The sequence below is a fragment of the Mesorhizobium australicum genome, from assembly GCF_900177325.1.
Lineage (GTDB): Bacteria > Pseudomonadota > Alphaproteobacteria > Rhizobiales > Rhizobiaceae > Mesorhizobium_A > Mesorhizobium_A australicum_A.
In genome coordinates, this window is the sequence record NZ_FXBL01000002.1 from 103,590 (window position 1) to 122,198 (window position 18,609).

Here is an 18,609-nt window from a genome sequence, read left to right on the forward strand (position 1 = left end):
GGGCCTTTTTCTTTTGCGGTTTCAGTTCTCCTGTTTCGACTGCCTGTAGGCCTCGAAGAGGCTGTCCAGATTGCCTGTAAGCCATTCGGCGAAAGGCTTGGCTTCCGCCTTCGTGATATCGAGCGAGACGCCTTTCGGGCGCGTTCTTGCAACAACGCTCACTGATTTGTCGCTGGGCGCCCAAGATGTGGCTTCCGTAGTGTTGGCGGCCTTCCGCGTTTTCAGCTCCGCGTAGACGGCCTGGAACCTGTCATCGCTCTTCAGGGTGAGGAAATCAGGCTCCCGAATGAATTTCAGAGCTTTTGTCTGCCTTGCGTTCTCCGCGAGCATGTCGGCTAGTTCAGACCACCGCTGGCGTCCGAATGACGGCGCAGCGCCGATTGCCTCGATCAGTTCGGGCGGCAATCGCTTGATCAGCGCGATCATGCGGCTCAAGGCGGCCTTGTCGACGCCAAGCGACGCCATGATGATTTCGCGGGAGAACCCACGATCCTCGAGACGAGCCCCGAAGAACGACCGTTCAATGAATGAGAGATCTGTTCGGGAGTTGTTCTCCTGACCTTGCGAGACGACGAGCTGTTCGTCGGTGAGATCGCGTACAACCGCCCTCACGTTTCTTCCAAGTTCCTTGGTGGCCGCTAGACGACGATGCCCGTAAGCAACCTGATAGCGACCTTCGCTGTCTGGATGCGGACGCACTAGGATCGGTACTTGCTGGCCATGTTCCTTAATCTGCGCAATCAAGGAGGCGGTGTCCTCAGCATTAACCCCAAGGCGATCGACGACGAATGAGCTGTCGATCAGCGAGGTATCGAGTTCGATGACGGTCTGGCCTTCGGCCAACTTTTTCTCGATTTCCTCTGCTCGCGATGCCCGAGAATTGATGTTCTCCAGTGACTGCGAGATGGATCCAAGAGGACTGGCAGGCCTGTTTGGCCTCTCCAAGCCGAGCAAGGGACGTCCCAGCTTCGGCTGCGCGAGCGCAGGAGCAACTTCGGTAGAGTCCAGCGCCAAATCGAAAACGTTCTTTCGCGCCATGGTTACTTCCTCCCCCACGTGGAGCGGATGAGGCCTTCGATTTCTCCATTTACCTGCGTCAAGGACTCCAAGGCACGATCGTAGGTACCGCGTGTGAAGGCCGATTTCTCGACTTCGTAGAGCGTCTGCTTGGTCAACCCGGCGTCCGAAATCGCTGTAGATTTCAGCATTGAGTGCTCCAGGACCCGCTGACCGAAAATGGAGCGCATAAAGCCTGCCATCTGGGACTGTGGGCCATCGTTCGGCTCGTAACGAGTTACCAGATAGCGCATCCAATCGTATTCGGTGCTGCCGCCCGCATTCTCGACGACGGCCAGGAGGTCTCCTGTCATGGTCAGGAACTGGCTCATGCTCATGACGTCAAGCATCTGCGGGTGGACGGTAATCAGCACCGCGGTAGCAGCGCAGAGCGCTGACAGAGTCAGGAAACCGAGCTGGGGCGGGCAATCGATGATCACGACGTCGTATGCGCTTTCGATATCGGCGAGGCTTTCCCCGATCCGTGAAAAGAACATCGAATTATTTGTGCGCTCAGCCAGCGCCTTCGGCGTAGTATGCTCGAATTCCATCAGTTCCAAATTGCCCGGCACACAGTGCAAGCCAGGCGTATACGTTTCGCGGACAATTTCGGAGATGTGACGACGGCTCTCGTCATAGCGAATGGCACCGTAAAGGGTTTCTCCGTCGCCGACATCCAGTTCGGGTTGGTGACCGAAAAGCGCCGACAATGACGCCTGGGGATCGAGATCAATCGCCAGAGCCCGATATCCGCGCAGCGCGAGATACTGGGCAAGATGAGCGGAGGTCGTGGTCTTCCCTGAGCCGCCCTTAAAATTCATTACGCTGACGATCTGGAGCTTTTCTCCAGCGCGGCGGTGCCGGATGTATTTTGGAGTCCCCTTCCCGCCCTCGTCGAGAACGCGCCGCAGGCTTTCTATATCGGCAACGGAATACAGGCGCCTGCCATTTGGTAAGGGTTCCGGGCCGTGGCCCTCGGCGACGATCTGGCGGAGATAGCCCTCATGTATGCCAATGAAATCAGCCGCCTCGGCCGGCGTGAAAAGGCGAATTGTCTTCTGGGAAGTCGGGGGGAAAGTTCGCTGCTGATGCGCCTGCAACTGACGCGACAACTCACTAGCGTCAGCCATGATTTGGCTACGCAAAGTCGGAACGACTGCGCCCATACCGTTGAGGTTTGCGTTTACCAAGACTCTATCCCCGACATCTGCGCTTATTTCGACGTCAACACCAAAAATGCGCTGATGAAATAAGCCAGATTCGCAGATCGATGGCAAACCTTTTAAAGCTAACAGAAAGTTAACGTCTGCTCCTCGCTGGAAACCGAGTTGTACGTGTGCAACTGATCACATACCGATTCCACGCAATCGCCATAACCGCCTTTTTGAAGTCACATTGAGCAGCTTTTGAGCGGACGATCGCCCTTTGTCATCGGCAGCTTCGAAATCTTAGGGTTGTACACGTGCAACTCATCAAGGCACTAAGCGAGGGTGCACCGTAGCCCTGTGCTGCTTAAGGTAAGGATTCCTTATTGCGGCTGATATCATTTCACAGTGGGCTGCCATGGGAACTAGCCTTCACAAAGCGCTTCCGGGGCTAGTCCACTGACCGACGGCGTTCCGCGACGAATTCGAAATCACATACACTCTCAATAGGAAGAATGACGGCGCGTCGCCTTGGTCTAATGGACCCCCTAGCCGCCGAAGATTTCGAGAGGCTCACAGACGGATCGAGAAGCGCGGCCCGATGCGTGCAGGACGGCGGCGGATGAAAGAAACGGGAAAGGCTAGCATATCTTCGGAAGACTTCCGGCTGTTCCGATTAGCTCGTAAGCAGGTGCCGGATTCAACTCGTCGACTATGTTCTTGGCGCCGAAGCATCTGAAGCGGAGTTCATCCCCGGTATGGCCGGTGGCAATGACCGCGGCTATCCAACCGGGCTCAAGGACAACGGAGCGCAGCGACGTCATCGCTCCCGAGAACCCTTCCGCAGTTTGAATGAGCGTCTGATTTTTTGGCCGCAAACCGAGTGCCGTCATCGGAAATCTCAATTCTGCTGCCAACCCGAGGCCCATTTGCCTTGCACTCGCGAGAGTCGCCTAGGTGCCGACAGCGCATATTTCGACGTCGTTGAAAGAAAGCGTTCGCATTCCCTACAATCCCGAAGCCTTGGTGAGGTTTACGCGAAAGCGATCACGCCGTCGTTGGTATTTGCGCGTCATCTCCGCAGAGGCATGACCGAGCTGCTTTTGCACAAAGCGCTCATCGACCTCGGCTGAGGAGGCTAGGCCAGACCGCAATGAGTGTCCCGCAAATAGCTTGCCACGTTGACCCTCCGGCAGATCGCCGCGAACGCCAGCCGCGAGTGCGGTTCGCTTGACGAGGCGCGCGACCTCCTGGTCGTTGAGCCTCTCCGATCCCACGGCCTTGCCTTGGCCCGTTACCCGGCGGAACAGGGGCCCGTGGGCAATACGCGCAAACTTCAGCCAGGTTTGCAGGGCTACGACCGGGCAGGTGGCGTCTGACGAACCCCGGCCAACCTCGACCTCACGCCAGCCAGTCTTGCCGCGCAGGATAAGCAGCATGCCCTTTTCCAGGATTTCGACCCAGCCGGACGAATCCTCGGTTTGGTCGCGGCCGGCGTCGAGACCGACGATCTCCGAACGGCGCAGGCCGCCGGCGAAGCCGAGCAGCAGCATTGCGCGGTCGCGCAGGCCGCGCAGGGTGCCGCGGTCGAGCGTTTCCAGCATCGCAATCAGATCTTCTGGCAGCACAGCTTCCTTCTGTCGGGGCGGGGATGCGTGTTTGTTGCGGATGCCCGCCATGACGGTGGCGATATGCCGGTCCTTGCGATCGAGTGGCTGACTACGCTGCGCAAAATTCCAGGAAAGAGACGAAAGGCGGCGCTCAATCGTCGAGACGGAACTCGGCTTTTTGTCTCCCGTCGCTTTGCCGGATGCACAGGCGGTTATGTAGAGTCCCACCACCTTCGGATCAGGAGGGAACATTTCTACACCTTGCCGTCGGCACCAACTGGCGAAGTGACGCCAATCGGAAGCGTAGGCGCGGCGCGTGTTCGTTGAACTGGCTGCTTCGACATAGTCCCGCGCACGGCCGGCGAGCTCCTCAAGATGGCCGGGCAAACGCGCGCCCACGCGAGAGTCAGTGTCGGGTAGGGCAGGGGAGGGGACTTTGCCCTCACTTCTCGGCAACGCCTCGTCAGGCGTCGGCATGCCCATGGCGCGAACCAACTCAACGATGTCGGGGAGGTCTTCTTCAGTCCCGTCCATGGCCATTTCTTTGCGTTTGCGCGATTCACCGACGCCTATGATATTCGTTCGAGCCGGCATGTCTATGAAGCGACTGGCCCGCGCCCTTGATTACCCTAGCACCAAGTGCTATCTTTTGACATGCCTGATCGCGTATTCAATCGGGCGAACATCGATGAGGATGAATTGCGGGCATTCCGCGACCTGGCGGCGCTCTACAGGCGCAAATCCGCGGCGGATATCGATGCGGAACTGAATGCCGGGGCGTTGATGGAGATTGGTGATGGCCACTAGAGGAAAATTCAAGAGCGACGCCTTCGAGGCCATCCACAGCGCGGTGGAGGGCATGGTGCGCGCCGGCACGGTCGACAAGCAGACCCTACGCTCCTTCGACGAAGCCTGCCTGTCACGGCCGACGACATTCGACGCCAAGAAGATCAAGGCGCTGCGCGAGCGCAATCACGTCAGCCAGCCGGTGTTCGCACGCCATTTGAACACGTCGGAATCGACGGTGCAAAAGTGGGAAACCGGGGCCAAGCGGCCGAGCGGAATGGCGCTGAAGCTGCTGACTGTTGTCGAAAAGCACGGGCTTGAAGTGTGTCGCTCGCGTTTCATCGGCGGACGACAAGCTATTGATCTGGCGCGAATCATGTTCGGAGTTCATTGGCGGATTCTAGCCGAATCACTGGATTTTTCGTAGTATTCGATCGGACGAACTTTACAGCGAGGCTGCTGTGGTTCACGGACCCGACAAGGACACGATCGATGACACCGCCTGGAGCGAGGCGGTTGCAAGGGAAGTCGTGATCCGAAGGCTTGTGTCGCTCGACAGCCCAGGTCGGGCAGATTTCTTCCGAGCCTGCCATGAACTCGGCCTGAAGCGCACTCGGCTCTATGAACTGACCAGGGCGTATCAGGAGCATCCCGTCACGAGTTCGCTGCTGCCGCGCCCTGCGGGGACGCGGCAAGGCAGCCGCCGATTGCCGGACGAGACCGAAGCCGTGATCGCCGAAGCGGTGCGGGACTTCTACAAGACACGCCAGAAGCCGAGCATCAACCGGCTGCACAAGGAAATCCGCAGACTCTGCCGGTCGCGTGGCGTGCGCGCACCGTCCTGGCATGCGGTAAAGGCGCGGATCACGGCCATGGATCCTGCCGAACTGACCAAGGCACGGCTTGGCTCGAAAGCAGCACGTGATCGCTTCCGGCCAGTGCCGGGGGAATATACCGCGGAGTTCGCGTTCGACGTTGTCCAGATCGACCATACGCTGGTCGATGTCATCGTCGTCGATCGCCAGTATCGTCGGCCGCTGCAGAGGCCATGGTTGACGCTCGCCATCGACATCGCAAGCCGCATGGTTGCCGGGTTTTACCTGACGCTCGAGGCGCCGTCGACGGTCTCGGTGGCTCTCGCGATCCAGCATATCGTGCAGCCGAAAGAATCATGGCTCGCCGGGCTGGGGATCGATACGGAGTGGCCGATCTCCGGGTTTCCGGACGCGATTCATCTCGACAACGCCAAGGAATTCCGGTCGCGTGCCCTTCGGCGCGGCGCTGAGGAATACGGCATCGAACTCATCCACCGTCCGGTCGCCACACCCCACTATGGTGGTCACATCGAACGGCTGATCGGCACCATGATGGGCGCTGTCCATCTTCTGCCAGGCACGACGTTCAGCGACATCGACGAGCGCGGCGGCTACGATTCCGCCGCCAATGCGACGATGACGATGGATGAGCTGGAGCGGTGGATGGCGCTCGAGATCATGCGCTACCACGCCGATCGGCATGGAACGCTTGGAATTCCACCTCTGGCGGCCTGGCATGAGGCCGCGGCCCGTCGTGCCAGACCAGTACGTCATCCCCACGATCTGGCCGGTTTCATGGTCGATTTCCTTCCCAGCGTCGACCGGTTGGTGCGGCGCGACGGCATTCACCTGTTCGGTCTTCGCTACTGGGATGACGTCCTCAGCATCTGGGCCGGCCGGCTCGATCGGCCGTTGCCCGTTTCCTACGACCCACGCGATCTTTCGAGGATTTTCGTGCGTGCTCCGGACGGTAAGCGCTGGCCGATCCGCTTTGCCGATCTACGACGCCCGCCGATCACGCTTGGCGAACATCGCCGTGCCCGGACCGCCCTGCGGGAGCACGGTCTTGCGCTGGTCGACGAGCAGCTGATCTTCGAGACCATCGAGGCGCAACGCGCATTGGTCGATGAAGCGACCTTGCGAACCAGGGCGGCGCGTCAACTGGCGGAAAGGCGCGACCGAGCGCTCGGCGATGCCGCGTCAAACTCGCCGGTTGCGGCCGAGCCTGCGCAAATCGAGGATGAGCGGCCGATCGACTGGAGCAAGGTCCCCGTCTACGCCGTCGAGGAATGGTCATGAGAGGGGAGGGGACATATGAACACCTCGACGAGAGCTATCGCCGCTATGCCGCTTTGCCCGACGAAGAGCGCATTGCCTGGATCAAGGCCGACCGCTGGATCGGGTTCGAGCAGGCGGAGGCGGCACTCGTCCGCCTAAATTCCCTACTGGACTATCCGCCACGCGACCGCATGCCCTGCCTCTTGATCTATGGCGACACAGGCATGGGCAAGACCAAGATCATCCGCAAATTCGAGCGTGCGCATCCGGCCACCTTCTGCCAATCGACCGGCGTTACGACGAGGCCTGTCGTCTTGGCGCAGGTGCCCTCGGAACCGATCGAGCGCGATCTCTACCGGGAATTGCTGGCCAGCGTGCAAGCCCCGGCGCTCGTCGGCGGCACACTTGCCCGGGAGAAGGACATCTGCCGCTCGCTGCTGCGCACCGTCGGCGCCAGGATGATCGTGCTCGACGAGGTCAACGGCATGCTGGCGGGGACCTACCGGCAACAGCGGGTTTTTCTGAATGCCCTGCGGTTTCTCGCAAATGACCTGAGGGTTCCGCTTGTCTGCGCCGGCACCGATCTGGCGCGACAGGCCTTGCTCACGGACGCGCAACTCGCCGAGCGCTTCGAGGCGTTTCACCTAAAACCCTGGAAGAACGACCATGCCCTTGCGCGGCTCTTGAAGAGCCTGTCCCGTATCCTGCCCCTGCGCGCGCCTTCCGACCTCGAAAGCGCCGCGGTTCGTGAGCGGATCCATGTGCTCACCAGCGGCGTCACGGCCCGGATTTTTCGATTGATCGAAACGGCGGCTGAGGAGGCGATCCGGTCGGGGAGGGAACGGCTCGACCTTGTGAGCTTCGGCGATGATCTCGTGCTGCCGCTTGTGTCGATGACGCAGTCGGCGCGCCGGCGGATGCCGCAGGCGGCAGTCGGTTGATGGGGCCGGGTCGTCTCCCCATGGCGCCGCGGCCCCGTCGTGACGAATTGCTGTCATCCTGGATGGCGCGGGTGGCATGCCGTTATGGTCTTACAGCGGAAGAGCTGGCGGGCCATTTCGCCGGCGACGGAAACAGCTTTTCCACGCCCACGCCCACGCCCACGACGATCGACGACCGAGCTCCGACCGTGGATCAGGCTCAGGCATGGGCGCGGGCCTGCGGTGTCGACCCCGAGCGACTGCAGCGTTTGTCGTTGAGCTGGCGCTACCCACTACGAGCTCGAGCATGGTACGTGAGCAGGGGACCGGAATGGACGCCGTCGATAGTGACCGGGTCGACCCCGGTCTGTCTCGCCTGCTTCGCTGCCGATCAATCCGCGGGGCGCGACGGCTATTTGCGGGCCGGCTGGATGCTCGCCGAACGTTGCATCTGCCCAACTCATGGCGAGTTGCTGCTCGATCGCTGCCTGTCATGCCACCGCCGTCTTTCCGTGGCTTTCCGCCTGCTCGACGGTCGCGCGCGGCCTGTTTGCAGCTCTTGCGGCGTGATTTTGGCCGATAGGGGAGGGGAGTGCGACCGGCACGACCGTAACCTTATGCGGTGGACGCTTGCCGTCCAGCAGCGGATCACCGCAAGCGTCGATCACGAAAATCCCGCGCGGGGGCAGTTCGAGAAGGCGCTTGCGATGCTTTGGGCGCCGCTCGACCACCCCGCTGCAGCGCGACCCGTGCTGGCGCTTTGGTTCAATGAAGCGGGCTGGCGCTGTCCCTATGATGTCCGGCATGCCGTCGGCGCCGATGCGCCGGTCGGCCAGTTGCCGGCACGGTGGCGTTTCCTCACGCTGCTTGCCCTCAACGATATCTTCGGCGCCGACCCGCGCGTTGACGGTACGTCGCCGCCTGCCGCCGCCCACCTGGTGCGGCGGGCCGCGCCACGGCGGGAACGGCTCTCAAGGTCGAGCCGACGGCCGCATGTCCAGCTACAGAAGCGCTCCTCGGCCGAATACGAGCGCCTGGCGCGTCAAATTCTGGCTGATCCGCGCTGGATCGCCGCCGAAAAGCTGCCACGGCGGAAACGGGAGCGTGTTCGAGCAGGCCTGATCGATGCCGCGCTTGCCGGGAACGCGGCGGCACTCGGGGCAAGGCTGTCGCCCCGGCCGCGGAGCGACGGGCAGGCGATTCAGATATCGTGAGACTACGCGCCGTGTTGCGGAGTCTCACAATTCCGACTCAGCCAGTTTCACAATTGCGCTCGAGGAATCTCATAACCGTGCGCGAGATTTCGATCGGAGGCACGATTGACGCCTATTCTGGCGCTCTGCTCGACGAGAGAGGCCATTCCTCGGCAAGGGGTCCGGGAATTGGCCGCAAACCAGGTCCGCTCAATGAACGCGAATTCTCGTCGATCTGACGCCTAAAGGAGGCTGTCCGGCGATGAAAAACGAGCCACATTGGCCATTCTCACTATAAAGAGCAAAACGACCGATAATGCAACATTATCGTTCGTTTTTGATTCGCGACAGGTGCGGCGGTTTCATGCGTTGTGACTTGTAGAAAGCGCCGTCATGATTCATGCTCTTCGTGATGATTCGACGGCCCAAATCCTCTTTGTCTCGCCACGCCACAATCTCCGGCGCCGCTTCGGCCGTGCCGATGGCAGTGGCGCCGGCCTGGCTGCGCCGGGCCGTTCCCGACGCGCAAAGCCTTGCCGGAAAAGACGTAGGGCTAAATGCCCTTGGGCCAAATGCCCTTGAGGAAATCGCCATCGCCGCGGGCGCCGCCATCGGCGCACTCGATGCGGTGGTCCGCCGCCAGGAGCGATGGGCAGACGCCTGGCGGCAGCGGCTGGCGCTTGCGGCGGCCGCGGTCACGGCACGGCAAGCGGGGCGTATTGAGGATGAAAATGCGCTGCGCGACGCCGTGCTGCTCACACGACCCGGTGACAATGTCGGGCCTGCCGGCAGCTTGTTTTTGGGTTGGCGCAGGTTGGCCGGAGCGCCCGCAGCGAAATTGCTGACCGAGGCGAGCATCGCGGTTGTCTTGGACGAGTTCGGTTTTGCCCATGACGACGAGGTGGTCAACGATCTCGTGGAGGAGCTGCGGCAATTGGCCGCCAGTGACGGGACGGTGGGAATGATGACCGGCGCCATCGCAATCGCCGAACGCCACGGCTTTGCGCGCGCCCTTGGCGCTTGGCTCGCCGACGCCCTGCTGGCGCAGCGCTTGGGCTGGACTTTTGCGGTGCCGCTGCTGGGTGCCGAAGCCGCCTTGGGCACAAGCGCTCGCTCCCGTCGAGCGGCAGCCAGCTCTGTGGCGATACGCATTGAGACAGATCCTGAGCGTGCGAAAGGTCTGCTCGCCGCTCAGGCGCGCGCTGCGCTGCGCGCCGTCGATCTGTCCGCCGAGCTCGGTCGCCGCGCGGACCGGCTGCTTGCGGTGGCGCCAAAACTCCGGGCCAGAGCGGCGGACGCCGTCGTCGAAAGGCTTTTGTCCGCCGACGCGATCGTCGCGTCGGAAAAGATCGCGGGCATGAGTGATCGCGGCCTGCGCCGTCTGTTCGATCGGCTGGTCGAACTCGGCGCGGTGCGCGAGCTCTCGGGCCGCCCGACCTTCCGCATCTACGGACTGTGAGAGCGATGGCCAAGGCGACGCGTGCGAGACGGGCGAAAGGCCGACCAGACGATGGTCGTCCAAATGACCATTTGTTCGACGCTGAGCTGGATCACCTGCCGCCGGAAGCGCGCTGGCGCGAATGGATGCATCGCGTCGAGGCAACCATTTTTGCCGCCAGTGAACCGGTCGGCCGCGAAACACTGGCTCGGATCGTCGGCAAGAGCTGCAGCATCGATCTGTTGATCGACGACATTCGCGAAGAGCTGCGCGGCCGGCCCTACGATCTGGTCGCCGTCGCCGGCGGTTGGAAGCACCTGACCCGGCCGGCCTATGCCGACGCCATCCGCAGTGCATTTGGCACCGCCATCGGCGGCGGCGGGCGTGCCGCGGACCTGACGCAGTCGGACGTGCTGGTGCTGATGTGCATCGCCTATTTCCAGCCCATTACGCGCGGAGAGTTGTCATCCTTCTTCGGCAAGGAGATTTCGCGTGACCTGATCGGCCATCTGCGCGGCGCCGGCATGATCGCCTCCGGCCCACGCAGCCCGACGCCGGGCGCACCCTATACCTATGTCACGACGAAGGAATTCCTGCTCCAGTTCGGGCTCGACACGTTGCGCGACCTGCCGGATTTCGAGGCACTCGAAGACGCCGGATTGCTGTCGAAGGAGAAGCTACTGGCCGGAGATATCCCAGCAGGGTTGGCGAGCGTAGAGGACGAAATCGAAGAACAAGCCGATCTCGTCGAGGACCGGGTGTCTTGAGCGGATCGTTGCGCGCTCAGCGACAGTCACGAACTCATGGCCATGATGATTGGTTCTGCGGCAGCCGGTGATCGGGATCATGGACCGCGACCTTGTCACCGTCGACAAGATTGGCCGGGAAGACCACGAGATTTGTTCCGCCGGCGTGACGCAGTGAGGGGAACAGGATGCCCCGAATCCCTGCGGTAATGACCAGGTCCGCCAGCTTCCATGACGGTGGAATTTTCTTGTCGATGCGAGCGATCTGGCCTGACCTGAGACCCTAATCTCCTCCGGTTTGAGGGAGAGTCCTTGGTTTCGTTTTGTGGCCTCATGCGGCCTGTTTTTCCAGTGTGGATTTCATTGCGAACTCGGCTGGCGGCATGTTGCCGAGGGCCGAGTGGGGTCTGTGGTGGTTGTAGTCCTCCTGCCATGAGTTGATGACGCTGCGGGCTTCGGACAGCGTCGAGAACAGCGTGTCGTTCAGGCACTCGTCTCGGAAGCGCCCGTTGAAGCTCTCCACGAACGCATTCTGTGTAGGCTTCCCAGGCGCGATGTAGTGCCATTCGACGCCGGTCTGCTGGCACCATCGCAGGACCGCCATCGAGGTCAGTTCGGTGCCGTTGTCGGAGACGATCGTGTCCGGCCGGTCGCGCCGGCGGATGACAGCGTCCAGCTCGCGCACGACGCGCAGGCCCGACAGCGAGGTGTCGGCGATCAATGCAAGGCATTCCCGCGTGTAGTCGTCGACGATGGCGAGCACCCGGAAGCGACGGCCATCGGTGAAGGTGTCGGAGACGAAGTCCAAGCTCCATCGAGTGTTGGCGCGATCGGGCACGAGCATGGGCCTGCGCGTGCCCAGCGCCCGCTTGCGTCCGCCGCGCCGGCGCACCTGCAGCTTCTCCTCCCGGTAGAGGCGCCGCAGCTTCTTCTGGTTCATCACGATGCCCTGCCGGTCCAGCATGATGTGGATCCTGCGATAGCCGAACCGCCGGCGCTCCGCCGCCACGGCCTTCATCGCCTCACGCAACGGCCCGTCGTCCGCACGGGCGCTGATGTAGCGCACCGTCGAACGGTCGATGTTCAGAGCCTGGCACGCCCGACGCTGGCTCACCCCATGCACCTCGCAGGCATGAGCCACCGCCTCCCGCTTCGCATCGGGCGTCACCATTTTTTTGCGGCGACATCCTTCAGGATCGCGTTGTCGAGCATCTGCTCGGCCAGGAGCTTCTTCAGCCGGGCGTTCTCGTCCTCCAGAGCCTTCAGGCGACGGGCGTCGGACACCTCCATCCCGCCGAACTTGGCCTTGAACTTGTAGAACGTCGCTGCCGAGATGCCGTGCTTGCGGCAGACATCCGCCGTCTTCGCACCGGCCTCCTGTTCCTTCAGCATCCCGATGATCTGCTCTTCCGTGAACCGCGAGGGTCGCATCGTCCGTCTCCGTGATCGGCGGACTCTACCCAAATCTGGTGGAAGTTCAGGGTCTCAGGTCAGGCCGGATAACGTCGGAATCCGCATTGAGACTGCCCTGCAATCCCAGAAGCAATCGGTCATTGCCTTGCGCGGTGCATAGACCGTCTCCTGGTGATCATCACGGTGTCGACGACGCGACACATCTCGATGAGTTGCTGCCAGTGGCGGCCGTATGCATGCTCCTGGTGCGCAGCATCGAGCGCGCCGAGCGGGTGAGTTGGGCGATGAAGAGCCGCGGCTTTTCCGGCAGCTTTCCCGATTTCGACCAGCAGCGAATGCAGGCGGCCGACATCGCCTTCTGCGCCACCTGGATTGGCGTAGCGGCGGCGCTGGTCGTGCTGGAATTCCTCGTATGAGCGGAGCGCTTCCCCTGATCCGCCTGACCGGCGTTCACGCCGGCTATCACGGCAGGGAAGTCTTGCGCGGGATCGACCTGTCTCTTGCACCGGGTGAGCGTCTTGCCCTGCTCGGCGCGAATGGCGCCGGGAAGAGCACGCTGATGCACGTCATCAACGGCTTCGTGCCGGCGAAGGCAGGCACGATCGAGGCTTTTGGCGCGCCGAGGCGCGAGGAGAAGGACTTCCGCGAGGTCCGCGCCCGCGCCGGGCTGGTGTTCCAGGACCCCGACGACCAGCTTTTCAGCCCGACGGTGCTGGAGGACGTGGCCTTCGGGCCAATGAATCTCGGCCAGAGCCGCGCGCAGGCTCGGGCCACGGCCCAGACCACGCTGGCCCAACTCGGCCTGACCGGCTTCGACGACCGTATTACCCATCGCCTCTCCGGCGGCGAGAAGCGGCTGATCGCCATTGCCGCGGTGCTGGCGATGAAGCCGGACGTGCTGTTGCTCGACGAGCCGACTGCCGGCCTGGACCCCGACGCCTATGACAGGCTTTGCGCAATGCTTGGAAAGCTGCCGCAGGCGATGATCATCGCCGCCCACGATGCGGAGTTCATCGCCCGCCTGGCGACCTCGGCGGTGCTTGTCCGCGACGGCGTGTGCCACCGGGGTACGATCCACGCCCACGAGCACAGGCGCAGCCATGCGCACCTGCATTTCGAGCATGAACCGGCCGGCCATCATCATACGCCGGAAACAGAACCGGTGTGGGATATCGGCTCTACGGGATGAGATGACGACGCAAGCGGCTGGCCGCGGTTTCGCCTTGGTGCGCCGCGGCCCGCCCCTGCGACAACAGCCGGCGCCTTTGCCTTTACGCACTCACCCCGCCATCGGCTGCCAGAGCGCTTGCCCAAGCAGCCCCGGCGAGCCGCCGAAGAGATGTCTGCGGGTAGCCTGCCAGCCGGCGACTATGCCTCGCCGCAGACCGCGCCCGTCACTTGCCGCGAAACGCACCGAAACACCGCAATCATTCGGCAGAAGGGACGCCGCGCCGTAGACGTCCACGGCCCCGACATCGGCCGCTATCGCATCGGCGAGGCGTTTCAGTTCGGCCGGCGGCCGGCGCGTGGCCACGAAGAGCGTGCCGTAGGCCGCGAAGCGGCCTCCCCCGGCGACCGCGCGTGACGTGCCGGGAAGACGGCCGCAATCCATTGCAAGGATGTGGCCGTCCTCATCCTCGATAAGGGTTACGGTGCGGAAATTACCGAACGGCCGCTGTCCGCCAGACGGATCGTGCGATGCGATGCCTTCGCAAAACACCACCGTCGCCCCCAGACCGAGGCGTATGCGCGCCTCCTGCGACAGTATGGCGCCGGGGAAGAGTATCCTGAGGTCCGACATGTATTCGAGCAGGCTCCCCTCCTCCGCAACGATTTCGAGCCGCTCCGCGCATTCGCGCCTCTCGGCCGAGCCATGGACCACCGTCGCTCCCTGTGTCGTGATGTAGGCGGCAGCGCCAGCATGGGCGACAAGACGCTGGCGTAATCGGTCGCCGGGACTGAGGCTGCTGCTCACACTCTGCAAAACAACCGATGCCATCCCCTTCGGCGCGGCATCGCGGTAGTAGGCTCGCGTCATCGTGAACGGGTAGGTGAAGATGCGCTGGCTGAGCACCGTGCGGTCGCCGCTGCGGGAAAAAGCGAGGTCGAGGCGCCCCCTGTGCCGTGCGGCCATGCTTGGGTTGGCGTCAGGATCTGAAGAGAACGTCACGATCGATCAGGTCTACGATTGCTTCGATACCCTCGTTTTCGCGGCAGTTCGTGAGAAGCACCGGCCGGCCGTCGCGCACGTTGCGGGCTTCCTCGATCATCCGTTCGAGGTTCACGCCGACATGCGGAGCGAGGTCCAGCTTGTTGATGATCAGAGCATCGGCCTTCACGACTCCCGGTCCCCGCTTTCGCGGGATGTCGTCGCCGCCGGCCACGTCGATCACGAAGAGCCAATAGTCTGCGAGGTCGCGAGAAAAGGTCGAGGCGAGATTGTCGCCGCCGCTCTCGACGAGAATCAGCTCAAGACCGGGGAAGGCCCGTTCGAGCTCGTCGCACGCCTCGATATTGGGGGTGGGGTCTTCGCGAATAACGGTGTGCGGACATGCCCCCGCCTCGACCGCAAGGACCCTGGCAGGGTCGATCAGCCCGGACCTGCGAACCCGCTCCGCGTCTTCCGCGGTGACGAGATCGTTGGTGATCACGGCGAGGTTGACTCCACGGTTCGCCAGGGCCGGGATCAGCCGTTCGACAAGCGCCGTCTTCCCAGAGCCGACCGGGCCGCCGATGCCCAGGCGCGCGGCGGCCGTCATCGCAGCATGTACCTTCGGAACAAGGGAACGGTTGACGGCGGGTCCGCGGTCAGGAGCCTGCCGTCCGCCCGCACCTCGGAAGTCCGGGGGTCGACCTCGATATGAGGCATTGCGGTGTTGCGAACCATGTCCAGCTTTCCCAGCTTGCGCGTGTTCTTGATCTGCACCGCGCGCTTGCGCAGTCCGAGCTTCTTCGGCACGTCCGCCTCGATCGCGAGGCGCGAGAAGAATGTCAGGCCGAGCTTTGCCGGCACCTCTCCCAGAGACCCCCACATCGGGCGGTGTATCACGGGCTCCGCGAACGGCAGGCTGCCGTTCGCATCGCCCATCGCCGACCATGCGACGAAGCCGCTTTTGAAGACCATCTGCGGCTTGACCCCGAACGAGGCGCGCGGCCAGAGCACGAGATCGGCCAGCTTTCCTGGCCTGATCGAGCCGACATGGTCGTCGATCCCGGCGGCTATCGCGGGATTGATCGTGTACTTCGCGATATAACGCTTGATCCGCTCGTTGTCGGCACGCGCCGTCGTCTCCTCGGGCAGGCGGCCGGCGCGATCCTTCATGACGCTGGCAAGCTGCCAGCACTTGGCGACATTCTCGGCAAGCCGGCCCATGCCTTGGCTGTCGGTGCCGAAGATCGAGATCGCCCCCATGTCGTGGAGGAAGTCCTCCGCGACCATGGTCTGCGGCCGAATGCGCGCCTCGCCGAAAGCCACGTCTTCCGGCGCATTGTAGTTGAGGCTGTGCCCGACCATGGTCATCGGTACGCCCTCTTCGAGGGCGTAGGCGGTGTAGGGATTGGTGGGATTGGTCGAGGACGGCAGGACGTTGGGATGCGAAGTGACGACGAGCAGGTCGGGCGCATGGCCGCCACCGGCGCCCTCGACATGGTACATGTGAATGCTGCGGCCCGCGATGGCGCGCAACGTATCCTCGCAATAGCCGAACTCGTTGATCGAATCGGTGTGCAGATGGACGGCAAAGTCGTTGCGGTCGGCCGCGTGGAGAGTTGCGTCGATCACGCCGGAAGAGGCGCCGAAATCCTCGTGGATCTTGACGCCCATGGCGCCTGCGGCGACGGATTCCTCGACGGCCGACGGGTCGGAGCCGCCGCGGCCGAAGAGCGCGAAGTTGAGGCATGACCATTCGGTCGCCTGCAGGAAGAGGCCGAGATTGGTGGGGCTTCCGCCGCCAACCTCAAAGACCGGCCCCGGTGAGCCGCCGATCAGCGTCGTGATGCCGCCGGCAAGCGCCTGGTTCGACTGCTCGGGCGACTGGATGTGGGCGTGGCATTCGATCGCACCGGCTGTGACGATGAAGTCCTGTCCGTTGATCGGGGTCGTCATGTGGCCGACGACAAGGTCGGGATGGACGCCCGGCATGACATGCGGATTGCCCGCCTTGCCGACGCCGGCGATGAGCCCGTCGCGAATGCCTATATCCGCCTTCACGATGCCGAGCTCGGCATCGATGACGGTCGCGTTCTGGATCACGAAGTCGAGCGCCCGGTCCGAATATTTCGCGGTCGCACAGTAGCCCTCGCCGTCGCGGTAGGTCTTTCCCGCGCCAATGACCAACTCGTGGCCACGGACGGTGAAGTCGTGCTCAATTTCCGCCAGAAGGCTGGTGTCGCCGAGCCGCACGAGATCGCCGGCCGTCGGGCCGAAAAGCGTGACATATGCCTGCCTGTCGATGCGCGCCATGCCGCTACGCTCCCCGGTATCCGCGCCCGCGCGCCCGCTCCAGCGCGGCCTCGCGCGCGCCTTGCGCATCGAGCGGTCCGTTCACCAGGCCAGCCTGGCCGTACGCCACCCGTTCGCCCTCGATCGGGACGAGACGCACCGTCTTCGGGATGCCCGGTTCGAAGCGCACCCCGGCCCCCGCGATGACGTCGAGCTTCATCCCCCACGCCTGCCCACGGTCGAACTGCAGCGCGCCGTTGGTCTCGAAGAAATGCGCGTGGCTTCGCACCTGGATGTCCCGGTCGCCAGTGTTCAGCACCTCGATCGTGACGCCCTTCGCATCGGCGAATATCTCTATGTCCCCCGCTTGCGTGAGTACCTCGCCGGGCACTGGCTCGCCGCCAGCCGCAGCGCCGGCCGCAATTGGCTCGAACAGGGCCAGCAGCTTGTTGCCCTCTGAAAACGGGCATTCGATCATGATGAGCGGGATCATCTCCGCGACGCCCGGCAGCACGTCGTCTGCGGTAAGCAGCCGGCTCGCCATGTCCCGGATCTCCGCATAGGCTAGGTCGCGCCGGGCAGCGGTCATCACCTCGTCGGTAATCAACGCGACAGCTTCGGGATGGCTCAGCCGGATTCCCTGCGTCCGGTTGCGACGGGCAAACTCCGCCGCCGAGAAAATGGTTAGACGCTCAAGTTCGGTAGGTGTGAGGTTCATTGACATGATGCGGTCTCGCAAAGTTGGTCGACATCCGTCCTTGCCGGCCCGAGGACCCCCCTATGTCGACGACGGGTGGTGAAACTCCACGGGAAGCATACTGTCCTCTCCAGCATCGGCTGAAGCGCTGAAGTTATGACTATCCTTAGCGTGACGGGTCTTTGTTTGCAATAGGACGAATGTCCAAAAATTGATTGTATCCCTGACGATCATGAGCTAGACCGGAAACAGTTTAGGGCGAATGATGGAAGTCAAACACGCACGGAAGCACATTTCAGGGACGCCTTGATCTGTTAGGATGGATGCTTGGATTCGTAGGATGGTGTCCCAGGGAGTGGTGTAGCTGGCGGTATTAGTCGCCGTGCTGTCCGGCACAGCCGGGCTGATCAGCGCGCCACGGCTGGCAGGCTGATGAGGGGGATCATCGCTCAATTGGCCGACGCTTTCCAGCGTCATGTAACGGGCGCGCTGGACGGCCCATTCGTCGTTCTGTTCGAGCAGCAGCGCGCCGACGAGGCGGACGATGGCGTCGTCGTTCGGGAAGATGCCGACGACGTCGGTTCGGCGCTTGATCTCGCCGTTCAGACGCTCGATCGGATTCGTGCTGTGAAGCTTGGCCCGATGCTCCTTTGGAAAGGTCATGTAGGCGAGCACGTCCGGTTCGGCCTCGTCGAGGATGGCGGCGAGCTTGGCACCTTCGGCCGGATCTGGTCGGCGACGACGCGCCATTGGGCGCTGGCGGTCTCCGGCGTCTCCTGCGCGAAGGCGGTGGCGATGAAGGCGGAGACGACGCGGCGTCCGCTCTTGCCGGCGTGCGCGAGCACGTTCCTCATGAAGTGGACGCGGCAGCGCTGCCAGGTGGCGCAGAGCACCTTGGTGACGGCCGCCTTCAGGCCCTCATGCGCGTCGGAGACGACGAGTTTGACGCCGCGAAGGCCGCGCCGGGTGAGCTTGCGCAGGAACTCCGTCCAGTGTGCGCGGCGGTGACAAATTAGGCCATGGAGCGCCGGCCAAACGCGGGTGCGGGCGGAGTAAAAACCGTCCAGTGGT

The 18,609-nt window shown here is 62.9% G+C and carries 17 protein-coding genes and 2 pseudogenes; 9 read left to right on the forward strand and 10 right to left on the reverse strand.

Annotated features, from left to right (window positions below):
- Window positions 1-21: 21 nt before the first annotated feature.
- The 3 genes from repB to B9Z03_RS00695 form a co-directional block, all read right to left on the reverse strand.
- Window positions 22-1,038 (reverse strand): plasmid partitioning protein RepB, encoded by a 1,017-nt coding sequence (gene repB, locus B9Z03_RS00685; RefSeq protein WP_085462470.1) that lies wholly within the window; start codon window positions 1,036-1,038, stop codon window positions 22-24.
- Window positions 1,039-1,040: 2 nt separating this feature from the next.
- Entirely contained in the window at window positions 1,041-2,222 is a 1,182-nt protein-coding gene (repA, locus tag B9Z03_RS00690; RefSeq protein ID WP_085462471.1) for a plasmid partitioning protein RepA, read from the reverse strand.
- A 986-nt stretch (window positions 2,223-3,208) separates the two neighbouring features.
- Window positions 3,209-4,345 carry a site-specific integrase gene (locus B9Z03_RS00695; RefSeq protein ID WP_244561605.1) on the reverse strand — a complete coding sequence of 379 codons (1,137 nt, stop codon included), beginning with the start codon at window positions 4,343-4,345 and terminating at the stop codon, window positions 3,209-3,211.
- A 120-nt stretch (window positions 4,346-4,465) separates the two neighbouring features.
- On the opposite strand from B9Z03_RS00695, the gene B9Z03_RS29670 reads away from it, so the two are divergent.
- The 7 genes and pseudogenes from B9Z03_RS29670 to scpB all read left to right on the forward strand — a co-directional run bounded on the left by B9Z03_RS29670 (window position 4,466) and on the right by scpB (window position 11,008).
- On the forward strand, window positions 4,466-4,618 hold the full coding sequence (locus tag B9Z03_RS29670) for a hypothetical protein (protein WP_176247381.1): 153 nt from the start codon (window positions 4,466-4,468) through the stop codon (window positions 4,616-4,618).
- A pseudogene (locus B9Z03_RS00700) lies at window positions 4,608-4,922 on the forward strand (helix-turn-helix domain-containing protein); the annotation flags it as partial. The gene B9Z03_RS29670 and the pseudogene B9Z03_RS00700, both read left to right, overlap by 11 nt.
- A gap of 136 nt (window positions 4,923-5,058) precedes the next feature.
- On the forward strand, window positions 5,059-6,711 hold the full coding sequence (locus tag B9Z03_RS00705; RefSeq protein ID WP_085462473.1) for a Mu transposase C-terminal domain-containing protein: 1,653 nt from the start codon (window positions 5,059-5,061) through the stop codon (window positions 6,709-6,711).
- The gene (locus B9Z03_RS00710; RefSeq protein ID WP_176247382.1) at window positions 6,708-7,631 is read left to right on the forward strand and encodes a TniB family NTP-binding protein; all 924 of its coding nucleotides are present in this window, start codon (window positions 6,708-6,710) and stop codon (window positions 7,629-7,631) included. The genes B9Z03_RS00705 and B9Z03_RS00710 overlap by 4 nt, the downstream gene beginning before the upstream one ends.
- A 20-nt stretch (window positions 7,632-7,651) precedes the next feature.
- Window positions 7,652-8,824, forward strand: a complete 1,173-nt coding sequence (locus B9Z03_RS00715; protein ID WP_176247383.1) for a TniQ family protein — start codon at window positions 7,652-7,654, stop codon at window positions 8,822-8,824.
- Window positions 8,825-9,203: 379 nt separating this feature from the next.
- Entirely contained in the window at window positions 9,204-10,262 is a 1,059-nt protein-coding gene (locus B9Z03_RS00720; RefSeq protein WP_244561606.1) for a DUF1403 family protein, read from the forward strand.
- Between the two features lie 5 nt (window positions 10,263-10,267).
- Window positions 10,268-11,008, forward strand: a complete 741-nt coding sequence (scpB, locus tag B9Z03_RS00725; protein WP_085462476.1) for an SMC-Scp complex subunit ScpB — start codon at window positions 10,268-10,270, stop codon at window positions 11,006-11,008.
- Between the two features lie 34 nt (window positions 11,009-11,042).
- On the opposite strand, the gene B9Z03_RS30070 is transcribed toward scpB, so the two are convergent.
- Window positions 11,043-11,252, reverse strand: a complete 210-nt coding sequence (locus B9Z03_RS30070) for an RES family NAD+ phosphorylase (protein ID WP_348528989.1) — start codon at window positions 11,250-11,252, stop codon at window positions 11,043-11,045.
- Between the two features lie 66 nt (window positions 11,253-11,318).
- Window positions 11,319-12,418, reverse strand: a protein-coding gene (locus tag B9Z03_RS00735; protein WP_432416974.1) for an IS3 family transposase whose coding sequence is annotated in 2 segments (ribosomal slippage) — window positions 11,319-12,169 and window positions 12,169-12,418 — 1,101 coding nt in all. Because the reading frame shifts where the segments join, the coding sequence is not laid out codon by codon here.
- A gap of 218 nt (window positions 12,419-12,636) precedes the next feature.
- Here B9Z03_RS00735 and B9Z03_RS00740 point away from each other — a divergent pair.
- On the forward strand, window positions 12,637-12,816 hold the full coding sequence (locus B9Z03_RS00740) for an energy-coupling factor transporter transmembrane component T family protein (RefSeq protein ID WP_085462477.1): 180 nt from the start codon (window positions 12,637-12,639) through the stop codon (window positions 12,814-12,816).
- Window positions 12,813-13,589, forward strand: a complete 777-nt coding sequence (locus B9Z03_RS00745; protein WP_085462478.1) for an energy-coupling factor ABC transporter ATP-binding protein — start codon at window positions 12,813-12,815, stop codon at window positions 13,587-13,589. The genes B9Z03_RS00740 and B9Z03_RS00745 overlap by 4 nt, the downstream gene beginning before the upstream one ends.
- A 90-nt stretch (window positions 13,590-13,679) precedes the next feature.
- Here B9Z03_RS00745 and B9Z03_RS00750 read toward each other — a convergent pair whose 3' ends face one another.
- The 5 genes and pseudogenes from B9Z03_RS00750 to B9Z03_RS00770 all read right to left on the reverse strand — a co-directional run.
- Entirely contained in the window at window positions 13,680-14,474 is a 795-nt protein-coding gene (locus tag B9Z03_RS00750) for an urease accessory protein UreD (RefSeq protein WP_176247384.1), read from the reverse strand.
- Window positions 14,475-14,547: 73 nt separating this feature from the next.
- Window positions 14,548-15,159 carry an urease accessory protein UreG gene (ureG, locus tag B9Z03_RS00755; RefSeq protein WP_085462480.1) on the reverse strand — a complete coding sequence of 204 codons (612 nt, stop codon included), beginning with the start codon at window positions 15,157-15,159 and terminating at the stop codon, window positions 14,548-14,550.
- A complete protein-coding gene (gene ureC, locus B9Z03_RS00760) occupies window positions 15,156-16,862 on the reverse strand; it encodes an urease subunit alpha (RefSeq protein WP_085462525.1) in 1,707 nt (568 codons plus the stop codon). The genes ureG and ureC overlap by 4 nt, the downstream gene beginning before the upstream one ends.
- Window positions 16,863-16,866: 4 nt before the next feature.
- Window positions 16,867-17,565: an urease subunit beta gene (gene ureB, locus B9Z03_RS00765; protein WP_244561607.1), complete on the reverse strand. Its 699-nt coding sequence runs from the start codon at window positions 17,563-17,565 to the stop codon at window positions 16,867-16,869.
- Window positions 17,566-17,945: 380 nt separating this feature from the next.
- Window positions 17,946-18,530: pseudogene (locus tag B9Z03_RS00770) on the reverse strand (IS256 family transposase); the annotation flags it as partial.
- Window positions 18,531-18,609 lie beyond the last annotated feature (79 nt).